The sequence below is a fragment of the Shewanella japonica genome (assembly GCF_002075795.1).
Classification (GTDB): domain Bacteria; phylum Pseudomonadota; class Gammaproteobacteria; order Enterobacterales; family Shewanellaceae; genus Shewanella; species Shewanella japonica.
The window spans coordinates 2,511,911-2,531,390 of the sequence record NZ_CP020472.1 but is presented as its reverse complement, the minus strand read 5'-3'; the positions used below and the strand labels follow the sequence as shown (position 1 = coordinate 2,531,390).

Below are 19,480 nucleotides of genomic sequence, written 5' to 3'. Positions count from 1 at the left end.
CGAATTCAAAACCTTGTCTAATTTCCGCTATTTTTAGGCGTATTTATGCGACTCATAACCAAGTAGTGAGTGGGATGTTTATTTGTAAAATTTATTCATTATTTATGCTTTTTACTACAGATACAGCTTGTGTTTCATAGTCCTTTTGTATAAATTGAAACAACTGTTTTAATTATCTGTTTAAGAGTGTGATATGAATCCTTACCAAGCTCCTTTGAAAGACATGCAATTCTTATTAGAAAACGTCTTTGATGCCAATACCACATGGCAAAACATGCCAGCTATGGCTGAAATGGTCGATATGGACACCGCAGTCGCTATTCTAGATGAAGCTAGCAAGATTAGCCGTGACTTGATTCAACCTATTAACAGAAATGGTGACGAGCAAGAAGTAAGGCACGAAGGTAGCAAGGTTATTACGCCAGATGGATTTAAAGAAGCTTATCAACAATTTTCCGATGGTGGCTGGGTTGGCTTATGTGGTGAGCCGGATTTTGGCGGTATGGGAATGCCAAAAATGTTAGGCGTTTTAGTTGATGAAATGAACTACAGCGCATGTAACTCTTTCACTTTATACAGCTCACTGACTGCTGGTGCTGCTTTATGTATCAATGCTCATGCTACAGAAGAATTAAAAGAGAAATATTTACCAAATCTATATTCAGGCCAATGGTCTGGTGCCATGGACATGACAGAGCCGCAAGCAGGTTCAGATCTTCGTAATATTCGTACTAAAGCTGAACCACAAGAAGATGGCAGTTACTTAATTTCTGGTAGTAAAATTTTCATTACTGGCGGCGATCATGATTTAACTGAAAATGTTATTCATTTAGTGCTTGCTAAACTGCCGAACTCTAATGGTATTTCGTTATTTTTAGTTCCAAAGATTTCAGTCAACGATGATGGGACTTTGGGCGAGCCTAACGGCGTATCTGTTGGCTCAATTGAACACAAAATGGGGCTTAAAGCGTCAGCGACTTGTGTTATGAATTATGATAATGCACAAGGCTACTTAGTTGGTAGAGTCGACCGCGGTTTAGTGTGTATGTTCACTATGATGAACTATGAGCGTCTTGCGATAGGTATTCAAGGCTTAGGCAGTGCTCAGGGTGCGTATCAAATGGCTGCTGATTATGCCAAAGAACGTGTTCAAGGGGTTGCTGCTGGCGGCTCACCTACAGGCGCTGCAGCTGACCCCATTATCGTTCACGGTGATGTCCGTAGAATGTTACTGACTATTAAATCAATCACAGATGCGGGTAGAGCACTTTCAGTTTTCACTGGCAAGCAATTAGATTTAGCCAAACATGGCGAAGGTGACGTTCAAACAAAGGCTGCAAAATACGTTGGACTACTCACGCCAGTATCTAAAGCATTTCTAACTGATCGTGGTTTAGATGCAACAATTATGGCTCAGCAAGTATTTGGTGGTCATGGTTATATTCGCGAAACAGGCATTGAGCAATTTGTGCGTGACACACGGATCGCACAAATTTATGAAGGGACTAATGGTATTCAAGCCATTGACTTCTTAGGCCGTAAAGTGACAGGTGATAACCTAGCAACATTGAGTCAATTTGTTGCAGAAATTACTGCTGAGCTAAATGAGTTACAACACGTTTCAGCTGAAGATAAATCTGCTATTAGCACTCGATTTGATAACCTACTTAGCATTGCGAGTCACATCAATGATAATAAGCTAACTCAGCCTGCATTAATCAATGCAAGCGCTGTAGATTTCTTAGATGCCTTTGGTTACATACTTTATGGTTACTATTCATTACTGCTAGCTGACAAAGCGGTAGGGCATGACGATGCAAACTTTACCGAACAAAAAAGCTACGTCGCTAAGTTTTATATGGAGAAAGTATTACCTAAAGCTGACTTCCATCTAGCGCAGGTTTCTCGAGGCGATAGCGCTATTATGGATATGCCAGCAGAGTTATTTTAGGGAACAATCTCGTCTGCTAAAACCGTTTGGCTTGTATGCGAGCAAATAAGAAAATTAAAAGCACTTTGAGTTATTCAAAGTGCTTTTTTATGTCGTTTTAAAAGGTTAAATCTTTATTGTTAATTTGGTAAGTCATTTAAGGTTTGCAGAAAAAGGGCACTAAATGGCGCCAGGCGAGCTTTTTTTGCCTTAGCACTTAGGCCATTTTCGATGATGACAAAAGCATATTGTTTACCATTACTCGCAGTGATATAACCCGCTAAATTCTCAACCCCCATCATAGTCCCTGTTTTTGCTTGAACCACATTTTTTAGCGGTGGCTGATTATAATAAGCTTTGTGTTTTAAAGTGCCAGAGCGACCTGATACAGGTAATAACTGCTCAATATACTGAGTGTCTTTATCTTGTTTTATGAACTGCAATAAGGACATCATTTGTTGTGCGGTCAATAAGTTATAGCGAGATAAACCCGAGCCGTCAGTTATATTGGCTTCAATGAACGGGAGACCAATCTCTAGCATGATACTTTCAATCGCTCTTGCGCCTAGAGTAAAGCTATCACTGCGAGCAGATTGAGTAATATCATCATGGTGATTAACTTTATGCTTTTTTTGATGGAAATAGCTTAGGCCAATTTGTTTTAATAAACTATCAGCGATTAAATTATCTGATTTTTGCAACATGATTTTAAGTAAATCAGGTAGAGGCTTTGAATAATGGGTTGCGATTACTGTTTGTGTAGTCGGGGCATTTTCGGCCGTTTTGACCTCAGTAAACTGGATGCCTTTTTGGGTTAATAAATCACTGATGACCTGTTGGCTATATAATTTAGGGTTATTGACTGCGATAGCGAGTCTGATTGGTTTCTTCCCTGGATAGCAGCCCTCGATTTTATAATGGTTGCCGTCAAAGCGTTGCATGTGTAATTCACAAAAATGCATTTGCGCATCTTTGACCGGAATTGTTGGATCAAACTCTGCTGTCGTTTTGATGTTTATAGGGTAAATCGATTTTACTTTAACAGTTGAACGTTCTTCAGTTGGGCTTAATGTAGCTTTGGCACAGTTTCTATCAATAATAAAATTTGATACTGGCGCCGCATAACAAATACCTAAATCGTCCCACGCCCAACCAGGTGCTCTGGTTTGATTAGATGCATGAGCAATCAAGGTTACATCACCTGAGATCTGGCTGATTTTTAATTCAGTGAGTTGGTTGATTAACGTCGTTAAGTGGGCGCGTTTTAAGGTTGGATCACCTTGAAAGTGCAGATATAGATTCCCATTTAATGTGCCATCATTGATAGCGCCGTCGTAGGTAAGACTTGTTTCATATTGAAAAGTTTTGCCTAACTGCTTACTTGCAGCAACGGCAGTGATTACCTTTTGAATGCTGGCAGGTAACATTAATGTTTGATCATTTATGCGATACACAGTTTTACCATTAGATACATCCCAAATATTCACGGCAATTTGAGATTGCGCAGGACTAATGATTTTCATCATGTTATCGATGTACTCATTAGCTTTGACAGGTAAACTCAAGCCAAGTAAGAGTATCATTGGCGTTGGCTTGAAGGAGGTTAGCCAAGATTTTTTTATAAAAGACATAAGCAGCTAAGGAAGGTTGTGTTATCGATAAAATACGCCATTTAGCTTAGGTTTACACCTAATGAATCTATAATCAGTTAAAATTTCGATTTTTTTAACCTTTGATACCTGTAAATACTTGCGTTATTTCGTGAGAAATTCGTTAGGTTTTATTCTTAATTGTATTAATTGCCTCTCATAAACTAACCAAACAGTTGTTTGAATGCAGAAAAACCTTGCCCCGCAGCCTATTAGTAGGTAATTTCTATTTCCAAATATTTTGTTAATTAGTTTTTACGACGCGTTATATTTACAAACAGAATGAGTACCACATCAATACGTTTAGTACTTCTTTAAAGAACTACTTTCTGTATTAGGTATTCGTAAAATTGCGCGTACGTTTGCTCAATGACGTCATTGAGGAACATTTAAGGAGGTTGCCTTGCTGGATAAGCTAGGTGGTATCGCATTACAAGCGGATTCATTAAAATGGTTGCTAGAACCGCTTCAGTTTAAAACTGAGTTATTATCACGTATTGCGACGGCAAAGAATGCCATTTATATCGCAGCCCTCTATCTTGAAGATGATGAGGCTGGCCGTGAAGTTTTAACTGCGTTACTTGCTGCCAAAGCAGCAAACCCCGATTTAGACATTGTCGTGTTAGTTGATTATCACCGCGCTCGCCGTGGACTTATTGGTCATAAAGGTGATAGTGGCAATTATATTATGTACCGAAAAGCTATGTTAGAGGCTGAGGTACCGTTCGATATCCTTGGGGTACCTGTAAAATCTCGCGAATTTATGGGGGTTCTGCACCTTAAAGGTTTTATTATCGATGATGCCGTAATTTTTAGTGGCGCCAGTATCAATAATATTTACTTCCAACAGTTTGAAAAATATCGTTTCGATCGCTATCACTTAATTGAGTCTGCTGAGTTAGCTCGAAGCATGCGTCAATATATTCATCAGTTCTTAGTCAGCGATCCCGCTGTATGTTCATTAACTCAAGATAAAGACGTTGAGCAATGTCCTGAGAAAAATGATGTTCGTACTTTTAAAGTGCGTTTAGGTCGTTCTAAATATGAATTTGAAAGCACACGTATTGGTAACCGGGTTACACCGCTAGTTGGCTTGGGCCGAAAAAAGAATAAGTTAAATGAGGTAGTAGTAAAGCTTGTTGACGAATCACAAGAGTCACTATTCATTTGTACGCCTTACTTTAATCCGCCGAATGCATTGGTTAGGGCACTTACTCGCCATTTAAGAAATGGCAAAAGTATTGATATTGTTGTCGGTGATAAAACGGCAAATGACTTTTATATTCCGCCAGAAAAAGAATTTTCAACCATTGGTGCGCTTCCGTATATGTATGAGCAATCATTACGAAAGTTTGTTAAACGCCAACAATGGGCAGTTGAAAGTGGTCAACTACGCATCCACCTTTGGAAAAATGGTATTAATAGTTACCATTTAAAAGGGATAAGTGCTGATGGTAAAAAGCATCTGATTACTGGTTCAAATTTAAACCCAAGAGCTTGGGCGTTAGATTTAGAAAACGGTCTGTTGTTGCATGATGAATCTGGCGCTTGGAAAGAAAAGTTTGAGCAAGAACAAGACTATATTCTGACGCATACTGAAAAGCTGTTCCATTATAGCCAAATTGAAACGTTACAGAAGTATCCTGTTCCTGTGAAAAAAATTATGACTAGAATTAAGCGGCTTAAAGCAGATTTCTTGCTTCGCAGAATACTTTAGTTCTAAGTTTATAATTCATCACCTTCGGGTGATGAGTTATTTTAACAGCATTAATCGCGTGTTATAATCTGAATTAAGCCATAATGGCTATGTGATTGCTGTTCGTTAACCATATTCCAAATACTAGCTGACATCATCATGATGCTATAGTCATTTTCAAAGAGAGTCTTGCATGTTGGCGTTACCTAAAGAGCAGCAACATGCTGTTCATCGTCTTTATCAATATCGTAAATCCATTTCAACTAAACCTTTTGCAGCAAGAGGCAAAAAGTTAGTCCGTTGCCCATGGTGTTTATTAGGCGAACTTTTTTGCACTTGCTTGCATAGAGAGTATCTTAAAACGTCTGCTAACTTCATGTTGATAATGTACGATGATGAAGTACTAAAACCTACCAATAGTGGCAGACTAATAGCTGATCTTGTCCCTAATACCAGTGCTTTTCTGTGGTCTCGTACTGAGCCGAGTAAGCAGATGGTCGATATGATAAATGATCCTAAATATCAACCTATGTTGATATTTCCAGAACAGTATGCCCAAGAGGGTCAGCCAGTGATTGAACATATTAATCAACTGAACTGCTCGACAGAGAATGACAATCCCCATATTATCCCGCAGGCTAAACATGGTTCATCTGCTCCAAAGATACCTTTATTGATTTTATTGGATGGTAGCTGGCGCCAAGCAATTAAAATGTTCAAAAAAAGCCCTTACCTTCATAAACTGCCATTGTTATCTTTCACACCGGAAACGTTAGCCACTTATGAGTTAAGAAAAGGCAGCCATGATTTTCAATTATCTACTGCAGAAGTTGCTGCATTAGCATTTCACGCAATTGATGAACCATTACAAGGCTTGGCATTATCAGCATGGTTTGATTTATTTGTTGAATCATCATTGCTTGGGCGTAATCGCCGACTTAAAGAAGATATCGTTCCAATTCAGCACTATATTGATAACTTTAAACAGGCTATGATTAACGCCAATCAGCTATAAATTTATGATTGTTATTTTTCATAAATGTTATAAGAATTCTTGTTTACGCATAGGATGCGACGCTCAACATGTTTGATAATAAATTAATCGTGCTGTATCGCCTTGAGCCAGGATGCTTAGGGCCAGATGGAATAGAGCACATCGACACGTTCTGCCAACTAGCACAACAAACATTAGCGAATTTAGATACAGAAACATGCCAATGGTTTCTTGAACCGCGATTTGATAAAAAGCGCGATGAAATGGCTTATTGTTTAGCCAATAAGATGTTAACTCGTGCACAAGCCGCAAAGTATCTTCATCGTTTCGGACAAGATTTAGAGCTTGTACAGGAAACGTTTGAAGATAAATTAACATTATTAATCAACCAGTATATTGCTCGAAAATCATAACAGTTTGACTGTTCTTCTTTTTCCATAAGGTATTCAAATGAATCCTATGCATGACTCAACTCAAGTTTTACAAGCCGCTGATAGTGAATTTCTACATCAGCAACTTAAACAACAATTTGGGTTTGATGAATTTCGTGAAGGACAACAAGCTGTTATTGAACATATCCTTTTAGGACGTTCCTCTCTAGCTATTTTCCCTACTGGCTCTGGTAAATCTTTGTGTTATCAATTTAGTGCCTTACAGCTAGCTAACGTTACTTTGGTTATCTCACCTTTATTAGCATTAATGAAAGATCAAATTGCTTTCCTCAAGGATAAAGGGATCAATGCCGCTAGTATTGATTCGAGTCAGAGTTACGATCAAAGTCAACAAGTGATGCGAGACGTTCGAAGTGGCCACACTAAAATTTTAATGGTATCAGTTGAACGATTTAAAAATGAACGTTTCAGACAATTTCTCGCTTCTATTCAGATTTCTTTATTAGTGGTCGATGAGGCGCACTGTATTTCTGAGTGGGGTCATAATTTTCGACCTGACTACTTAAAAATACCGGTTTACTGTCAATCCTTTGCTATCCCTCAGGTATTGTTACTTACCGCTACGGCAACGGCTAAAGTCAAACAGGATATTGCTCAACACTTTGCTATTTCAGCGGAGCAAATTGTACAGACGGGGTTTTATCGACCCAATCTTGATATCAGTGTTAAGGCAACATTAGAACAAGATAAAAACATCGAATTATTGAATGCCATTCACCATCATCAAGGTGCTGGGATTATTTATGTGACGTTGCAAAAAACGGCAGAAGATGTGGCGCAGTATCTACGCTCACAGGGAGTTAATTGTACTGCATACCATGCAGGGTTAGATGCTGAAACCCGCCATCGGATCCAACAGCAATTTATGACAGGTCAAATCCCGATTATTGTTGCGACAATTGCATTTGGTATGGGAATAGACAAAAGCGATATTCGATTTGTCATTCACTACGATTTGCCAAAGTCTATTGAAAATTACAGCCAAGAGATTGGACGAGCAGGGCGAGATGGCCAGCTGTCTCATTGTGTCACTTTAGCTAACAAAGATGGTTTAAATACCATAGAGAATTTTGTTTATGGCGACACGCCTGAAGCTAGTGCAATACAAAAGCTTATCCAACATATTAGTCAAGAAACTGATAATGGTCAGTGGGAAATGCAAGAGTCTGCTATTTCAACCAGTACCAATATAAAACTTTTACCGTTAAAGACTTTGCTTGTACAACTTGAGTTGGCGAATGTGTTAAAACCTAGCTTTGCTTACTTTGCCGAATTTAAATATCAATTTGTTCAAGATAAAGCGGCTGTCTTAGCGCAGTTTGATGAATCAAGACAAGCATTTTTAACTCAAATCTTTGCCCATACTCACTTTAAAAAAATATGGGGCCAGTTAAATTTTGACTCACTTTATCAAGAGTTTGGTGCTGAAAGACAACGAGTTGTTGCAGCATTAGATTATTTGGCTGACAAGCAGATGATTCTTCTTGAAACTAAAAAAATTACCCAAGTTTTTGAAGTTAACAGCAGTAGGCTAGTTCAAGCAGATCTTGTTGCTCAACTCTCTCAATATTTTCAAAGCAATGAAGTAAAAGAAATCTCACGTCTTAATCAGTTGTTAGATTTTTTCGAATCAAAGACGTGTATCACAGCTCGTTTGAACCATTATTTTGATGATAATAGAGCGCCGCAGCAGTGTGGACATTGTAGCGTTTGTCGTGGTGAAGTCGCGATTCTGCCGCAAAAAAGTCATATAGCGTTAAATCAGTTAGCCAACGTTGAGCAGTATCTATCAGAATTTGTGTCCCATATGAGCGCAAAAGGGCACTCAAGTATCTCTACTGCTGTAAAAGCTAAATTTCTTGCTGGTATGACATTGCCAATATTCGCTCGTATACGAGTGAAACAATTACCAGGATTTGGCTATTGTGGCGAGTATCGTTATCAAGAAATCATTCAACTTATTGAAGAGCGTCGTTAACCTTAAAAGAAGCCAATATGAAAAACAAAGTCGTTGATGGTTTACTCAAAAAACACGAACAATTAAACCACCTAGAGGGGGTAAAAGTTGTTTCGCACACCCAACGCGATAAAGACGAATGGGTGTTACATACTTTAATGATTGACGGTTATGATGTGGCTTTCACTTTTAAGCGACCTAAAAAATATAAGTCGCTAAAAGATCAATTCGTTAGTTTAACGTATTATAAAGAAGAAAAGATGCTTGCAGGCTTTTCGATTGAAGTGATGCAAGTTGTTCGTGTCAAACGATTTTAACAACATAGCATCGTAGCCTGTTATACAGCTCCTGACTTAAAACATATATAACGCTAAGCTTATATAAATTAAAGTTACCATCACAGGGTCGATTACTGCCCTGAAAATTGATAAGTGTCTTTAACTTGCCAAACTCGATAACGCAGTTCAGCACCTTCAGGTAAATAGAATACCTTTGGCAGTCTGCTGTCATAATCAATCATCAAACTTTTGCCCATAGTGACGAATTTCATGGTTTTAGGATCTGGGCACATCATCATAGTCGTTGGACCGTCCGTGAGTTGCTCAACGCTATAATATTGATAACCCCAACCTTGTAAGCTAATTTTGTCTAATTTGCCTGATAAATGATGGCGATTACAATCCACCAGCTTATTTTGGCCGATTTGTATTTCAATTTTATAGTCTGCTTCATTCTCCAGCGTGCCCAAAGACAGTATGTGTTGTACTTGATTAGCTGAAGGTTTAGGAAACATTTTTGCGGCGTCAACCACTTGGTAATTGTCCTGACTATATTTATAGGTGGTTATCATTTGTGGTTTCTCAAATTGATTTGGTACTGGACTTGTTGCAGCTGCCGAGAAAGTCAGGGCTGTTAATAAACTGAGTGCAGAAAGTTTAGTTAGACTTTTTAATTTAGTATTCAGAATATTTTTCATATGGATTCTCACCTCTAAAATGCTAATGTAATACGATAGATTGATTCGACTGTTATTGATATAAACGGATGCTTTTTGAAAAAGGGTTTTATTTTTTCAATTTTTTTTCAATAACGTTTCACTCTCTGCTTTTTATAATGTTATGGTTGAATAAATAGTCTTAATTTTCAATATCTTTTATGTTGGATTAGGCTGTTAAGTATGATATTAATTTTATTAATATGCAGCATATAGCGTCAAAATAAAGCGCACTTGCTAGGATGTCGGTTCACATTTAAGTATGTAAGACACTAATGACATAGGATGTTAAATTGAATACTAACCTTGAAAACTCAGCGCAAATTTTACGCATGGCTGTTCCACAAATGTCAGCGCTAAATATTCCTGTTACGCCTGAAAACTATGCTATTTGGTATCAATATTATGCTGAAACCAACCTCAGTTTAAAACGCGCTATTGACGGTTTATTGGCTAACGAAGTTGAGTTTACTGCGTCAGTGAATCAAGGTCTTTACAATAATTTTATTCAAGAGCAATCTCCAGAGGTGATTGAGAATGTTCAGATAGAAACTCAAATCTTAATTAACAGCTTGCTGAATAAAATGGGCCAAATCTCAACAGGCACAGATGACTTTTCTGCTCACTTATCTGAATTCAGTCATGAATTACAGTCTGAACCTACGCCACAATTACTCAATACATTAGTGAATAACATCAGTGCTGAAGTCGAAAAGGTCGTTAGCTTAAATCATTCAATGAAAGCAGACTTAGCAACCTTAGGTGATGAATTAACTCAATTAAAAATGGACATGGATAATTTAAGCAAGGTAGCGATGACAGATGAGTTAACCTCATTAAATAACCGCCGAGCTTATGAAATATTTTCAACTGAGCAAGTGAGCTTATTTACTCAAAGCCAAATTCCATGTTGTTTGTTAATGGTGGATATTGACCACTTTAAGTCTTTTAATGATACGCACGGACACTTAGTTGGTGACAAGGTATTGGCTTTTGTTGGCTTTGCTTTAAAGCAATCCGTTAAAGGAAATGATTTTGTTGCGCGTTACGGCGGGGAAGAGTTTGTGGTTATGCTTCCTAATACTGAATTTAAAGATGCGATGACAGTAGCAGAGAGTATCCGTGAACGTATTGCTATGAGGCAGCTCACCATAGGAAAAGAAAACAAACAGCAGTTAGGCCATATTACTGTGTCTATTGGTCTTGCTAATATTCAACCTGGTGATGATTCAGAAACGTTATTAAAACGTGCAGATGACATGCTTTATCAAGCTAAGTCATCAGGAAGGAATTGCGTAAAAGGTTAACTGTATGCAGGCGTTTAAGCCTGCATTTTTTTAGCAAGCTTTCGGCAGTTTTTAAGCGATTATTTTTACTATCACTTGCGATCTATTGCGATCAACTAGTGGTAGCCGGCCTTTAATTGGTGATAAACAGACAAGAGCAAAGCGTTAACTGGTTTATTGCCCAGTTTTTATTGTCTTCTATGTTTTATCATTTTCAAGCTTAAGTGCCATATGCATTTTTATTAAATGCTCCTCCATATCAAAAGACACGGTAAAGCCTAGGTTTTTCGCTAAATTCGCCATACTGCGATTTTCAAACATTGTAAAACCAGCAAGGACGGGGGTATCTGAATCCTTGTAATAATTCACTAGTTTTTCAAGTAACAATCTGCCAAGACCAATACCTTGATAGTCGCCTCTGACGGCCATAGCAAACTCTGCTTCTGTATTATCGGGGTCTGTTGATGCTCTAACGGCCCCTAAGGTTATTGATTCTCCATTTTCATCCATTGCGGTTGCAATAAAGGCCATTTCTCGAGCGTAATCGATTTGAGTTAGCACTGCCATTTCTTCATGGGTCATACGTGAGCGCACCCCAAAGTAACGTTTATAGCGGTCTTCGTCACTTAATGAGTTATCAAAGGCTAAATGCTTTGGTTCATCCTCTGGTAATATTGGTCTTAGCATGACCTCTTGACCATTTTTTAGTATCGCGGTTTGTTCAAGCTCTTTAGGGTAAGGCATGATGGCTAAACGTGTTTTTGGATCAATATCCATACTATTTAGCTTCATGTTTACATCAAGTAAGGTAATGGTTTCACCTGCCGCTAATACAGGGTTCAAATCCAGTGAAGCGATTTCTGGGCAATCAATGATTAAATGTGAAATTTGCGTAAGCATGACACATAGTGCATGCATATCTAGACCGAGTGGAAGATGCCGATCGCGCAGTTTATTGGTTTTTAACGCCTGAATAACCATATAACGAGCGAGTGTCATATTTAAAGGTGGTAGGGCAACTGCGGCATCACGGGTGGGATCCCACTCGGAGCCTCCTTCACCTAAACAAATAGCAGGGCCAAAAACGGGGTCATTAATCACTGACACTCTGACTTCTTGTGCACCTGCTGTCAGTGCCATTTTCTGCACTATCATGCCATCAATTTTGGCATCAGGATTGATTTCTTTAACACGGCTAACAATAGACTGCGCTGCTTGACGGACCTCATCATCATTAGTTAGGTTTAGCATGACACCATGAACATCTGACTTATACATGAGATCCGGTGATTGTACTTTCAATGCCACTGGATAACCCACGTCATTGGCTAATTTGACGGCTGATTCAGCATTGTCAGCAAAACAGGTTTTAATGGTGTTAAGTCCATATGCTTTTAACATATCGCGTGTTTCATGGGTTTCTAATATGAATCTTTGTTCTTGCTGCGCCTTTTGCAGTAATCCACGAGCCACATTAACATTTGCAGGAATATTATCAGGAATAGATTGAGGTACCTCTTGGAGTAATCGTTGGTTACGACGATACTCAACCATATGCATAAAGGCTTTCACTGCGCCTTCAGGTGTTCGATAAGTTGGAATTCCCGCTTTATTAAAGATCTTTCTTGCCACATAGGCAGAGTCTTCACCACTCCAGTTAGTTAAGATGTTTAATTTATTGCGGTTTGTATGATTGCTGATTGTTGTTACTAAACTTTGTGCTATTTCATCGCTTTCTTCTAATGCCGATGGCGAATGTAGTACTAAAATAGCATCCATTTCTTGACTATCCATCAAGACTTCTAACACCTGAGTGTACCGCTTGCTATTGGCATCGCCAACAATATCTATGGGGTTTTGGCCTGACCATGTTGTGGGTAATAATGTGTTCAGCTTATCGACTGTTTCAGGCGATAGCTTGGCAAGCTTGCCACCTTTAATAATTAACTCATCTGCAGCAAGGACTGCAGGTCCTCCGCCATTACTGATGATCGCAACACGCTCACCTTTAAGCGGGGTTGAATGAGCCAAGCTTTCAACTGCGGCAAATAATTCAATTAAGTCATTTACTCTTAACATACCCGCACGTCTAAACGCAGCTTCATATACAGCATCATTGCCTCCCATGCCTCCAGTATGAAGCATGGCTGCTTTTATGCCTTCTTGGCTGCGTCCTGACTTAATCACAAATATTGGTTTATTACGTGCAGCGGCTCGCGCCGCGGAAAGAAAGTGTCTTTTTTCACTGATAGAGTCGATATAGAGCATGATGGCACTGGTACGGCTATCTCGTCCTAGATAATCGAGTAATTCGTCAAAATCAATATCTGTCGCATCACCAAGGGAGATAAATGATGAAAAGCCAATATCTTTATTGTTGGCCCAATCCAGTACAGTGGTACATATTGCAGCGGACTGAGAGACAAAGGCTATTTTACCTTTTTTAGCACCACTGTGAGCTAAACTTGCATTTAACCCTATTGTAGGGATGATCATACCTAGGCTATTGGAGCCTAATATGCGCATGCCAAACCGTTTCGCATTTTGTAATGTGACTGAAAGTAAACTTTCGCCATTTTCATCATATTCATCAGCCATGCCAGAAGCCATGATGATGACGACTTTACAGCCGAATTGGGCTAAGGTTTCAACGATATTGGGTACTCTGCTTGCCCTAGTACAGATAATGGCAAGATCAGGTTTTATCGGTAAGGATTCAATATTAGGGTAAGCCAAAACGCCCATAACAGCGTCATATTTTGGGGTGACAGGCATTATCGGCCCAGAAAAACCGCTTCCGAGTAAGTTTTTCATTAATACTCGACCAGCACGTTTTTCGGTATTGGAGGCACCTATGACAGCGATTGATTTAGGCTTAAACAAGGTGTGAATACTTCGTTGACTCATATTGCCTCACTATCGAATTTATTGGCTAACGTAACCCTAAAGCTGAATGGCGATTAGGCGTTAAATTTTGTTTTTATTATTTACCGCTTCTAATATCACTTTTTGACAAAGCTCAGACAGCCAGACAATTTTTGCTTCATGTCTTCTTGCTGCACTGGTAATGATAGCTAAGTCAACGGCCAAATTCTTATGTGCACCGTTCGATTCTAAATTAAATTGATACGAGTAATTATTTTTCAATAATTCCTGCTGAACCATATAGTTATCTACAATTATAGTAGGGTTACGTTTCTCATCAAAGGCACGATATAGCTCTACGTATTCGTTTAAGTCATCGACGATTAACTTAACGAACTCACCCTCTAAATTTCCACCTAATGATCCATAACCTGAAGCTATTTTTTTCTGATATAGCTGCTGGGGGCGATCTTTCAGTGTTTGTATACCAATATCGATTGAGCCTTCAATCAAACCATCATTACTGGTTTTACGCCATTGCCTTAATTCAATTACTGCGTTGGTTTCTCGGCGAATGGCTTCGATTAACGCTTTACCCATCATCACCGCTAATGGCTCTCCGATATGGACTGTGATGTATTGCAGGTTTTTGGGATCAAAATATTCAGGCTCTAAAGCAATATTGATTTGTTCTATTGAGCTTTGAATCTTAGGCGCAATTTTATCGGCGTAACTGGTGGGCTGCAGACCGTTTGCTGTTCGGATAAACAAAGGGTCGTTTAGTTCTTCACGTAATTGTGCAAGTACTTTTGAAACAAACGACTGTGATCGTCCAAGTAGTTTGGCAGCACGTTGGGTTGAACCTGATTTATACAGGGTAATAAACACATTAAGTGCATTAAGATCCATAATATACCGATAAATAAGAACATCTTAATTTCATATTACATCATTAAAACGTCAAACACAGTAATGGCATTCGCTAATTTGCACATATGGAATATGCCTTATTCCAAATTTACATATAGAGGTTGTTAATATTCCATTTAGTTATCTTATTACCCCTTGGAGAATACATGTCAGAACAGCACGAACTTGCCACCATCCCAGAAGAAAAACCAAGCATAGTGCTTGTTATTGCCAAAAAAAGTATGTGGTTCATTATCGCCGTAACAACAATCGGTTTGTTGAGTTATCTGTTTTCATTATTAACAGCTATTCACGGGAAATCATTACCCGAAAGTTACTTTGTTAATGGTTATCCATCCATTTTAGCGCTTCTGGATTCTGAGTTATTTATGGGGTTTGTGTTTGTCGTGACCGTCTCGATCATTTGCTACACATTACTTTTATTTTGGCGATTGCATGAAGTGGCAGTACACAAGGCTGAAGCCATGTCGAGTGCACACACGCAAATTGTATTTGCTTTGTCACTGTGTGGATTATTCATCGATAAAGCCTGGTGGGTTCTTGCCATAATCATTGCATTTGGTCGTTGGGATGTACTTGCCAATAGACTTTCAAGCATTATCAGCAACGGCATTAAAGGAGATAAGTAAATGAAAGAGATTATGCTCCCTTATGTATTAATCATTTGGTTACTGGTTAAACTTGGTGTTATACAGTGGAATCTAGCGAATGCTGTTCGCTCAGTTGGTTTAGGGTTCTTTATTGCCTTCATGCTATTTACGGCTCATCGTTTTTGGTCTCCAGCAGACTTAACTGACAGCTCAACGGTTAAAGCTCCTCATGCGGTGCTTAGCCCTTTGTTTGGTCAAGAAATCGAAGAGATTTTTGTTACTCATAACCAAATGGTTAAAAAAGGCGATTTGATTTACAAATTGGTGTCAGTCGACAGTGAAAAAGAAATCAGATCGTTAAAAGCGCAAAAAGCTGCTGAGCTTGCTAAGAAAGAAGCACTTAAACTGCGTATGGAAGCGCTAGAAGTGACGCTTAACAATGACAAACGTAACTTTGTTCGTGTCACAGACTTACGTGATTATGCCAGTGAAATGACACGAGATGACTTAGAAGCAAAAATACAATCTACCGAAGCTGAAATCGCATCAGTGGTTGCTGAGCTTGAAACTCATCGTGCGCAGTTACGCGCGTTTGATGCACAGATTGGTTCTGCTCAGTGGAATGATGAACGTCGTGAAATTAGAGCTCAATTTGACGGTCAACTTTCTATTACGAATGTAGCAGTAGGTAGTCGTATTGGTAACATGCACCTTTATGATACCTCTAAGAAGTTTTTAGAAATGCGAATTGCAGATCAATCGTATCGTTATATTAAGCCTGGCCAATTTGCCGAGTTTTACGTTGATGCTTTTCCTGGTGAGATATTTCGAGGTCGAGTGCACAGTGTGACTTCAGGTACAGGTGAATCGATGATCAGCCCATTAGCAGGAACTCAGCAAGTTAGGCAACATGTTGGTAATAACGCTGGAAGTCATGGGCGTACAGTGGTTATTGAATTTGAAGAGCCAGAAGGCTATTCAATCCCGATTGGCGCGACAGGTTCAGGCTGGATATCGGCTGAAAAGCCAGCGAGTTTCTTAGGCTTCATGGATATTATTGGCGCTGCAACAGTCAGACTTAAAGCCCTTAAAGCTTACCTAAGCGCTTTGTAATAAGAAGTAATAGATAGTTGCGGAAATATAAAAGGGAGCTTTGGCTCCCTTTTTTATGTGTTTTATGTGTATCACTTAGCGTGCTTACAATAAGATTCCCTAGAGCGTTAAAACAAATAACTCCTTATTGACTTAACGCTTGATTTGAGGAAATGGTGTCATTATTAGTCGCCAATTTAATTTGCTTGTATTGCTGAAACACACTTTGAGCTAGAATCGTTATTGTCATCACTTGATATAAAATTCCAGACCATGACATCAAATATATTGAAAGCATTAAGTTCAATGCATTACTCACTAGCATAGCGGCGCGAAGTGCCATTCCTTTACAATAAAATAGACTTATACTCATTACCACTGCGGCAAAAACTGCACACCATTCACTCCAATGTTCTGCCCACATTACTCCCTGTAAAATCGCTACAGTAGAGAAGGTAACACTCATCATTAATGGCACTAATTCCGATTTCGTTGTATGGCCGAGTTGCTGGCAACAACGGAATCGAACCACATTTACAAGTTGATTCGCAATTCCAAGAAAGCTGCCTAGTAAGCCTAAGTGAATGGCTGTAAGAATGGATGCAAGCATATTGCCATGAATAAATTTGCAATCTTGTTTTTGGCTATTTGCCCACCAGCCGATAGCCATTGAAATGAAGCCTAGTAATTGCACAAAGAATAGTTGATTAAACGCAAACTCAGACACGCAGATGATACTCACTAAAAAATCGAAGGGCGTATTGTCTATATTTTCAGCAGTATTAATTTGATCTGAACGAGGTTTTCAGCTTTAGCCTCAATATTCAGCCTAAAAATAGTTATTTTCTGATTTAGTGTGCTTCAAAGGTGTAAGGTTTGTTTTTGATGGGTAATGGCCTTGTTTGTTATTTGTTGCGCCTGTTGGGTTCGTGGTCGCTGTATACTATCCCGTTTTAATAACTATTCACGTTACTTCTTAATTGTTTTTCAACATTTCATTTAAATACTCACTTAACGACAACTGACCTTTGGGATATCTTGCCAACAGGTTGTGTATTGTGGGGTCAGTAGTTCTCTGCGCATATGCCATTTTCCAGTAATCCCTTGGGCGGCAACAAATATTGAGTCAGTGCCATAGCGCTGGTTAAGCTTATCGCAAACCTGCATGAGTGTCGGATCTTTGGCTGGAGTAAATAAGTCTCCCTGTAAATGCTGTACCGGAGAAAGGTCAATAAGACCAATGCCAATTTTGTAATACCGTGTATTTGGATTAAATAACTGACTCCCTATGGCTGTTGCATAACTAATGAGTTCGCATGTGTCATTGGTCGGAAATGCACAACGATAATGGTATTTAAAACCGGAAGGCTGCTCATCGTATGGAGAGTTTTTGGCAAAAATAAGTAGACTACTGGCTGCTGAACCTTGCTGCCTTGCTTTGGCGGCAGCGATGGCTGCATGTTTACTCAGGGCTTGCAGCAAAGATTCTCTATCAGTGATCCGCTGGCCAACACTGCGGGTGGAAAAAATTTGCTGCTTATCAGCTCTTGCGCTATCCCATCCTTTACATTGCTCGCCATTGAGCTCTCGCACCGTACGTTCTATTTCAATACTAAAATTTTTACGGGCGATCCCAGGCTGTAAGTTCGCTAATGCTAAAGCAGTATGAACCCCCATTGCCTGGAGTTTTTTACCTATTCTTGAGCCGATCCCCCAGACATCGGTGGCTTTCATGTTTGCTAGAATAGCGCGGCGCTCTTCATCGGACTCGATGCAGCAAACACCGTCATACCCAGCAAGCTTTTTGGCTGCGTGGTTGGCCACTTTAGCGAGTGTTAAGGTTTCGCCAATGCCAACACAAACCGCTAAACGCGTTTCTTTCCATACTGCTCTGCGAATAAGAGAGGCGTGATGGCTTAAACATGGAATTGCTGGGTAACTACGCTTAAAAGAGAGAAAAGATTCATCAATACTGTATATGTGCTGTTCGGGGGCGAAGCGACCAATGACATCCATCATGTTATGAGACAAAGAGGCATAAAGCTCATAATTAGAAGAAAGTGCAATAACCCCTAGTTTTTCACATTGATGTTTAACTTCAAAGTAAGGGCCAAATTTACCAATGCCTAATGCTTTAGCTTGACGGTTGGCCGCGACAATACAACCGTCATTATTGGATAGGACAACAATAGGGCGTCCACGCCATTCAGGCCTAAACACTTGTTCTGCGCTGCAATAAAAAGAGTTGGCATCGACTAAGGCATACATGGGTTAACGACCCGACAATATTGGACTTTGACGATGACAACGTATTGAACGGATCACCACACCTTCAACAGTAAAGCTGTCATGTTCTTGAATCAGTACACTATGGTGATTGTCATTTGCTGATAACAATAATCGCCGCTGAGTATCAATTAATTTGCAGACGAAGCAGCCATTATAATTCGCCACAATAACATCGTGATTTTCCACAGTAACATGACGATCGACTATCAAAATGTCTTTATCAAAAATCCCTATCTTTTCCATTGAGTCGCCGCTGGCTTGACCAATAAATGTTGCGCTTGGGTGTTCAATTAGTAGCTCATCTAAACTGAGTGGTAGCTGTCGATATTCAGCAGCAGGGGACTCAAAACCTGTAATGCCAGCACTGGCAAAAATAGGGATCACATTCATAAATCTCACATCACAAAAAATAACTGTATATTTATACAGTATTATAGTGCTCCCCGTAAAATTGGCAATAATTTATCTAGTTTTGGCGGTTTTTTGAACGAAGCGTGCGTTTGCGAACGGATTTTAGCTAGGAGCGACAGAGGTCATATTGATAAGTGAGTAATAGGTGTAGCGACTTGATAAATAAACAGGTCAAGTTGTAGAAAATACTGCCAGCTTGAGAAGTTAACTTTCTGTTCAGCTTAGGTTTAGCAAAATTCATTACTATAACAGTCAGATAATGATTATTTACTGTCGCTTAATAATATGAAATATGTGCCTTCTAGTTGTTCTTTGTCTTAATGAGGCGCGAAATGGTAACTAATG

Annotated in this window: 16 protein-coding genes; 9 read left to right on the top strand and 7 right to left on the bottom strand. The window is 39.3% G+C overall.

What is annotated here, in order from left to right; translation table 11 throughout:
* The first annotated feature begins 193 nt into the window (after positions 1–193).
* A complete protein-coding gene (locus SJ2017_RS10765; protein ID WP_080915754.1) occupies positions 194–1,951 on the top strand; it encodes an acyl-CoA dehydrogenase family protein in 1,758 nt (585 codons plus the stop codon).
* Positions 1,952–2,070: 119 nt separating this feature from the next.
* Here the strand turns inward: SJ2017_RS10765 and dacB are convergent, their stop codons facing one another.
* On the bottom strand, positions 2,071–3,513 hold the full coding sequence (gene dacB / locus SJ2017_RS10760; protein ID WP_167692913.1) for a D-alanyl-D-alanine carboxypeptidase/D-alanyl-D-alanine endopeptidase: 1,443 nt from the start codon (positions 3,511–3,513) through the stop codon (positions 2,071–2,073).
* Between the two features lie 469 nt (positions 3,514–3,982).
* On the opposite strand from dacB, the gene pssA reads away from it, so the two are divergent.
* The 5 genes from pssA to SJ2017_RS10735 all read left to right on the top strand — a co-directional run bounded on the left by pssA (position 3,983) and on the right by SJ2017_RS10735 (position 8,995).
* Complete coding sequence (gene pssA / locus SJ2017_RS10755) at positions 3,983–5,296, top strand: CDP-diacylglycerol--serine O-phosphatidyltransferase (RefSeq protein ID WP_055024561.1); 1,314 nt, start codon at positions 3,983–3,985, stop codon at positions 5,294–5,296.
* A gap of 172 nt (positions 5,297–5,468) precedes the next feature.
* Positions 5,469–6,290: a tRNA-uridine aminocarboxypropyltransferase gene (locus SJ2017_RS10750; protein WP_080915752.1), complete on the top strand. Its 822-nt coding sequence runs from the start codon at positions 5,469–5,471 to the stop codon at positions 6,288–6,290.
* A gap of 68 nt (positions 6,291–6,358) precedes the next feature.
* Positions 6,359–6,682 carry a hypothetical protein gene (locus SJ2017_RS10745; RefSeq protein ID WP_055024559.1) on the top strand — a complete coding sequence of 108 codons (324 nt, stop codon included), beginning with the start codon at positions 6,359–6,361 and terminating at the stop codon, positions 6,680–6,682.
* Positions 6,683–6,728: 46 nt separating this feature from the next.
* The gene (locus SJ2017_RS10740; RefSeq protein WP_080917460.1) at positions 6,729–8,699 is read left to right on the top strand and encodes a RecQ family ATP-dependent DNA helicase; all 1,971 of its coding nucleotides are present in this window, start codon (positions 6,729–6,731) and stop codon (positions 8,697–8,699) included.
* Between the two features lie 17 nt (positions 8,700–8,716).
* A complete protein-coding gene (locus tag SJ2017_RS10735; RefSeq protein ID WP_055024558.1) occupies positions 8,717–8,995 on the top strand; it encodes a hypothetical protein in 279 nt (92 codons plus the stop codon).
* Between the two features lie 92 nt (positions 8,996–9,087).
* Here the strand turns inward: SJ2017_RS10735 and eco are convergent, their stop codons facing one another.
* On the bottom strand, positions 9,088–9,654 hold the full coding sequence (eco, locus tag SJ2017_RS10730; protein ID WP_080915751.1) for a serine protease inhibitor ecotin: 567 nt from the start codon (positions 9,652–9,654) through the stop codon (positions 9,088–9,090).
* Positions 9,655–10,004: 350 nt separating this feature from the next.
* Between eco and SJ2017_RS10725 the strand changes: the two genes are divergently transcribed.
* A complete protein-coding gene (locus SJ2017_RS10725) occupies positions 10,005–10,979 on the top strand; it encodes a GGDEF domain-containing protein (protein WP_080917459.1) in 975 nt (324 codons plus the stop codon).
* 177 nt (positions 10,980–11,156) lie between these two features.
* Here the strand turns inward: SJ2017_RS10725 and SJ2017_RS10720 are convergent, their stop codons facing one another.
* Complete coding sequence (locus SJ2017_RS10720) at positions 11,157–13,865, bottom strand: bifunctional acetate--CoA ligase family protein/GNAT family N-acetyltransferase (protein ID WP_080915750.1); 2,709 nt, start codon at positions 13,863–13,865, stop codon at positions 11,157–11,159.
* 60 nt (positions 13,866–13,925) lie between these two features.
* Complete coding sequence (locus tag SJ2017_RS10715) at positions 13,926–14,732, bottom strand: LysR family transcriptional regulator (protein WP_055024555.1); 807 nt, start codon at positions 14,730–14,732, stop codon at positions 13,926–13,928.
* A gap of 167 nt (positions 14,733–14,899) precedes the next feature.
* On the opposite strand from SJ2017_RS10715, the gene SJ2017_RS10710 reads away from it, so the two are divergent.
* Together SJ2017_RS10710 and SJ2017_RS10705 are read left to right on the top strand one after the other, a co-directional pair.
* On the top strand, positions 14,900–15,382 hold the full coding sequence (locus tag SJ2017_RS10710) for a magnesium transporter (protein WP_080915749.1): 483 nt from the start codon (positions 14,900–14,902) through the stop codon (positions 15,380–15,382).
* Positions 15,383–16,456 (top strand): HlyD family secretion protein, encoded by a 1,074-nt coding sequence (locus SJ2017_RS10705; RefSeq protein WP_055024553.1) that lies wholly within the window; start codon positions 15,383–15,385, stop codon positions 16,454–16,456.
* 124 nt (positions 16,457–16,580) lie between these two features.
* Here SJ2017_RS10705 and SJ2017_RS10700 read toward each other — a convergent pair whose 3' ends face one another.
* From SJ2017_RS10700 to SJ2017_RS10690, 3 genes are all read right to left on the bottom strand, one after another.
* Positions 16,581–17,177 carry a YgjV family protein gene (locus SJ2017_RS10700; protein WP_080915748.1) on the bottom strand — a complete coding sequence of 199 codons (597 nt, stop codon included), beginning with the start codon at positions 17,175–17,177 and terminating at the stop codon, positions 16,581–16,583.
* A 269-nt stretch (positions 17,178–17,446) separates the two neighbouring features.
* Positions 17,447–18,703, bottom strand: coding sequence for a Y-family DNA polymerase (locus SJ2017_RS10695; RefSeq protein WP_080915747.1), 1,257 nt, complete (start codon positions 18,701–18,703; stop codon positions 17,447–17,449).
* Positions 18,704–18,706: 3 nt separating this feature from the next.
* Complete coding sequence (locus tag SJ2017_RS10690) at positions 18,707–19,114, bottom strand: LexA family protein (protein ID WP_065108052.1); 408 nt, start codon at positions 19,112–19,114, stop codon at positions 18,707–18,709.
* Between the last annotated feature and the right edge of the window lie 366 nt (positions 19,115–19,480).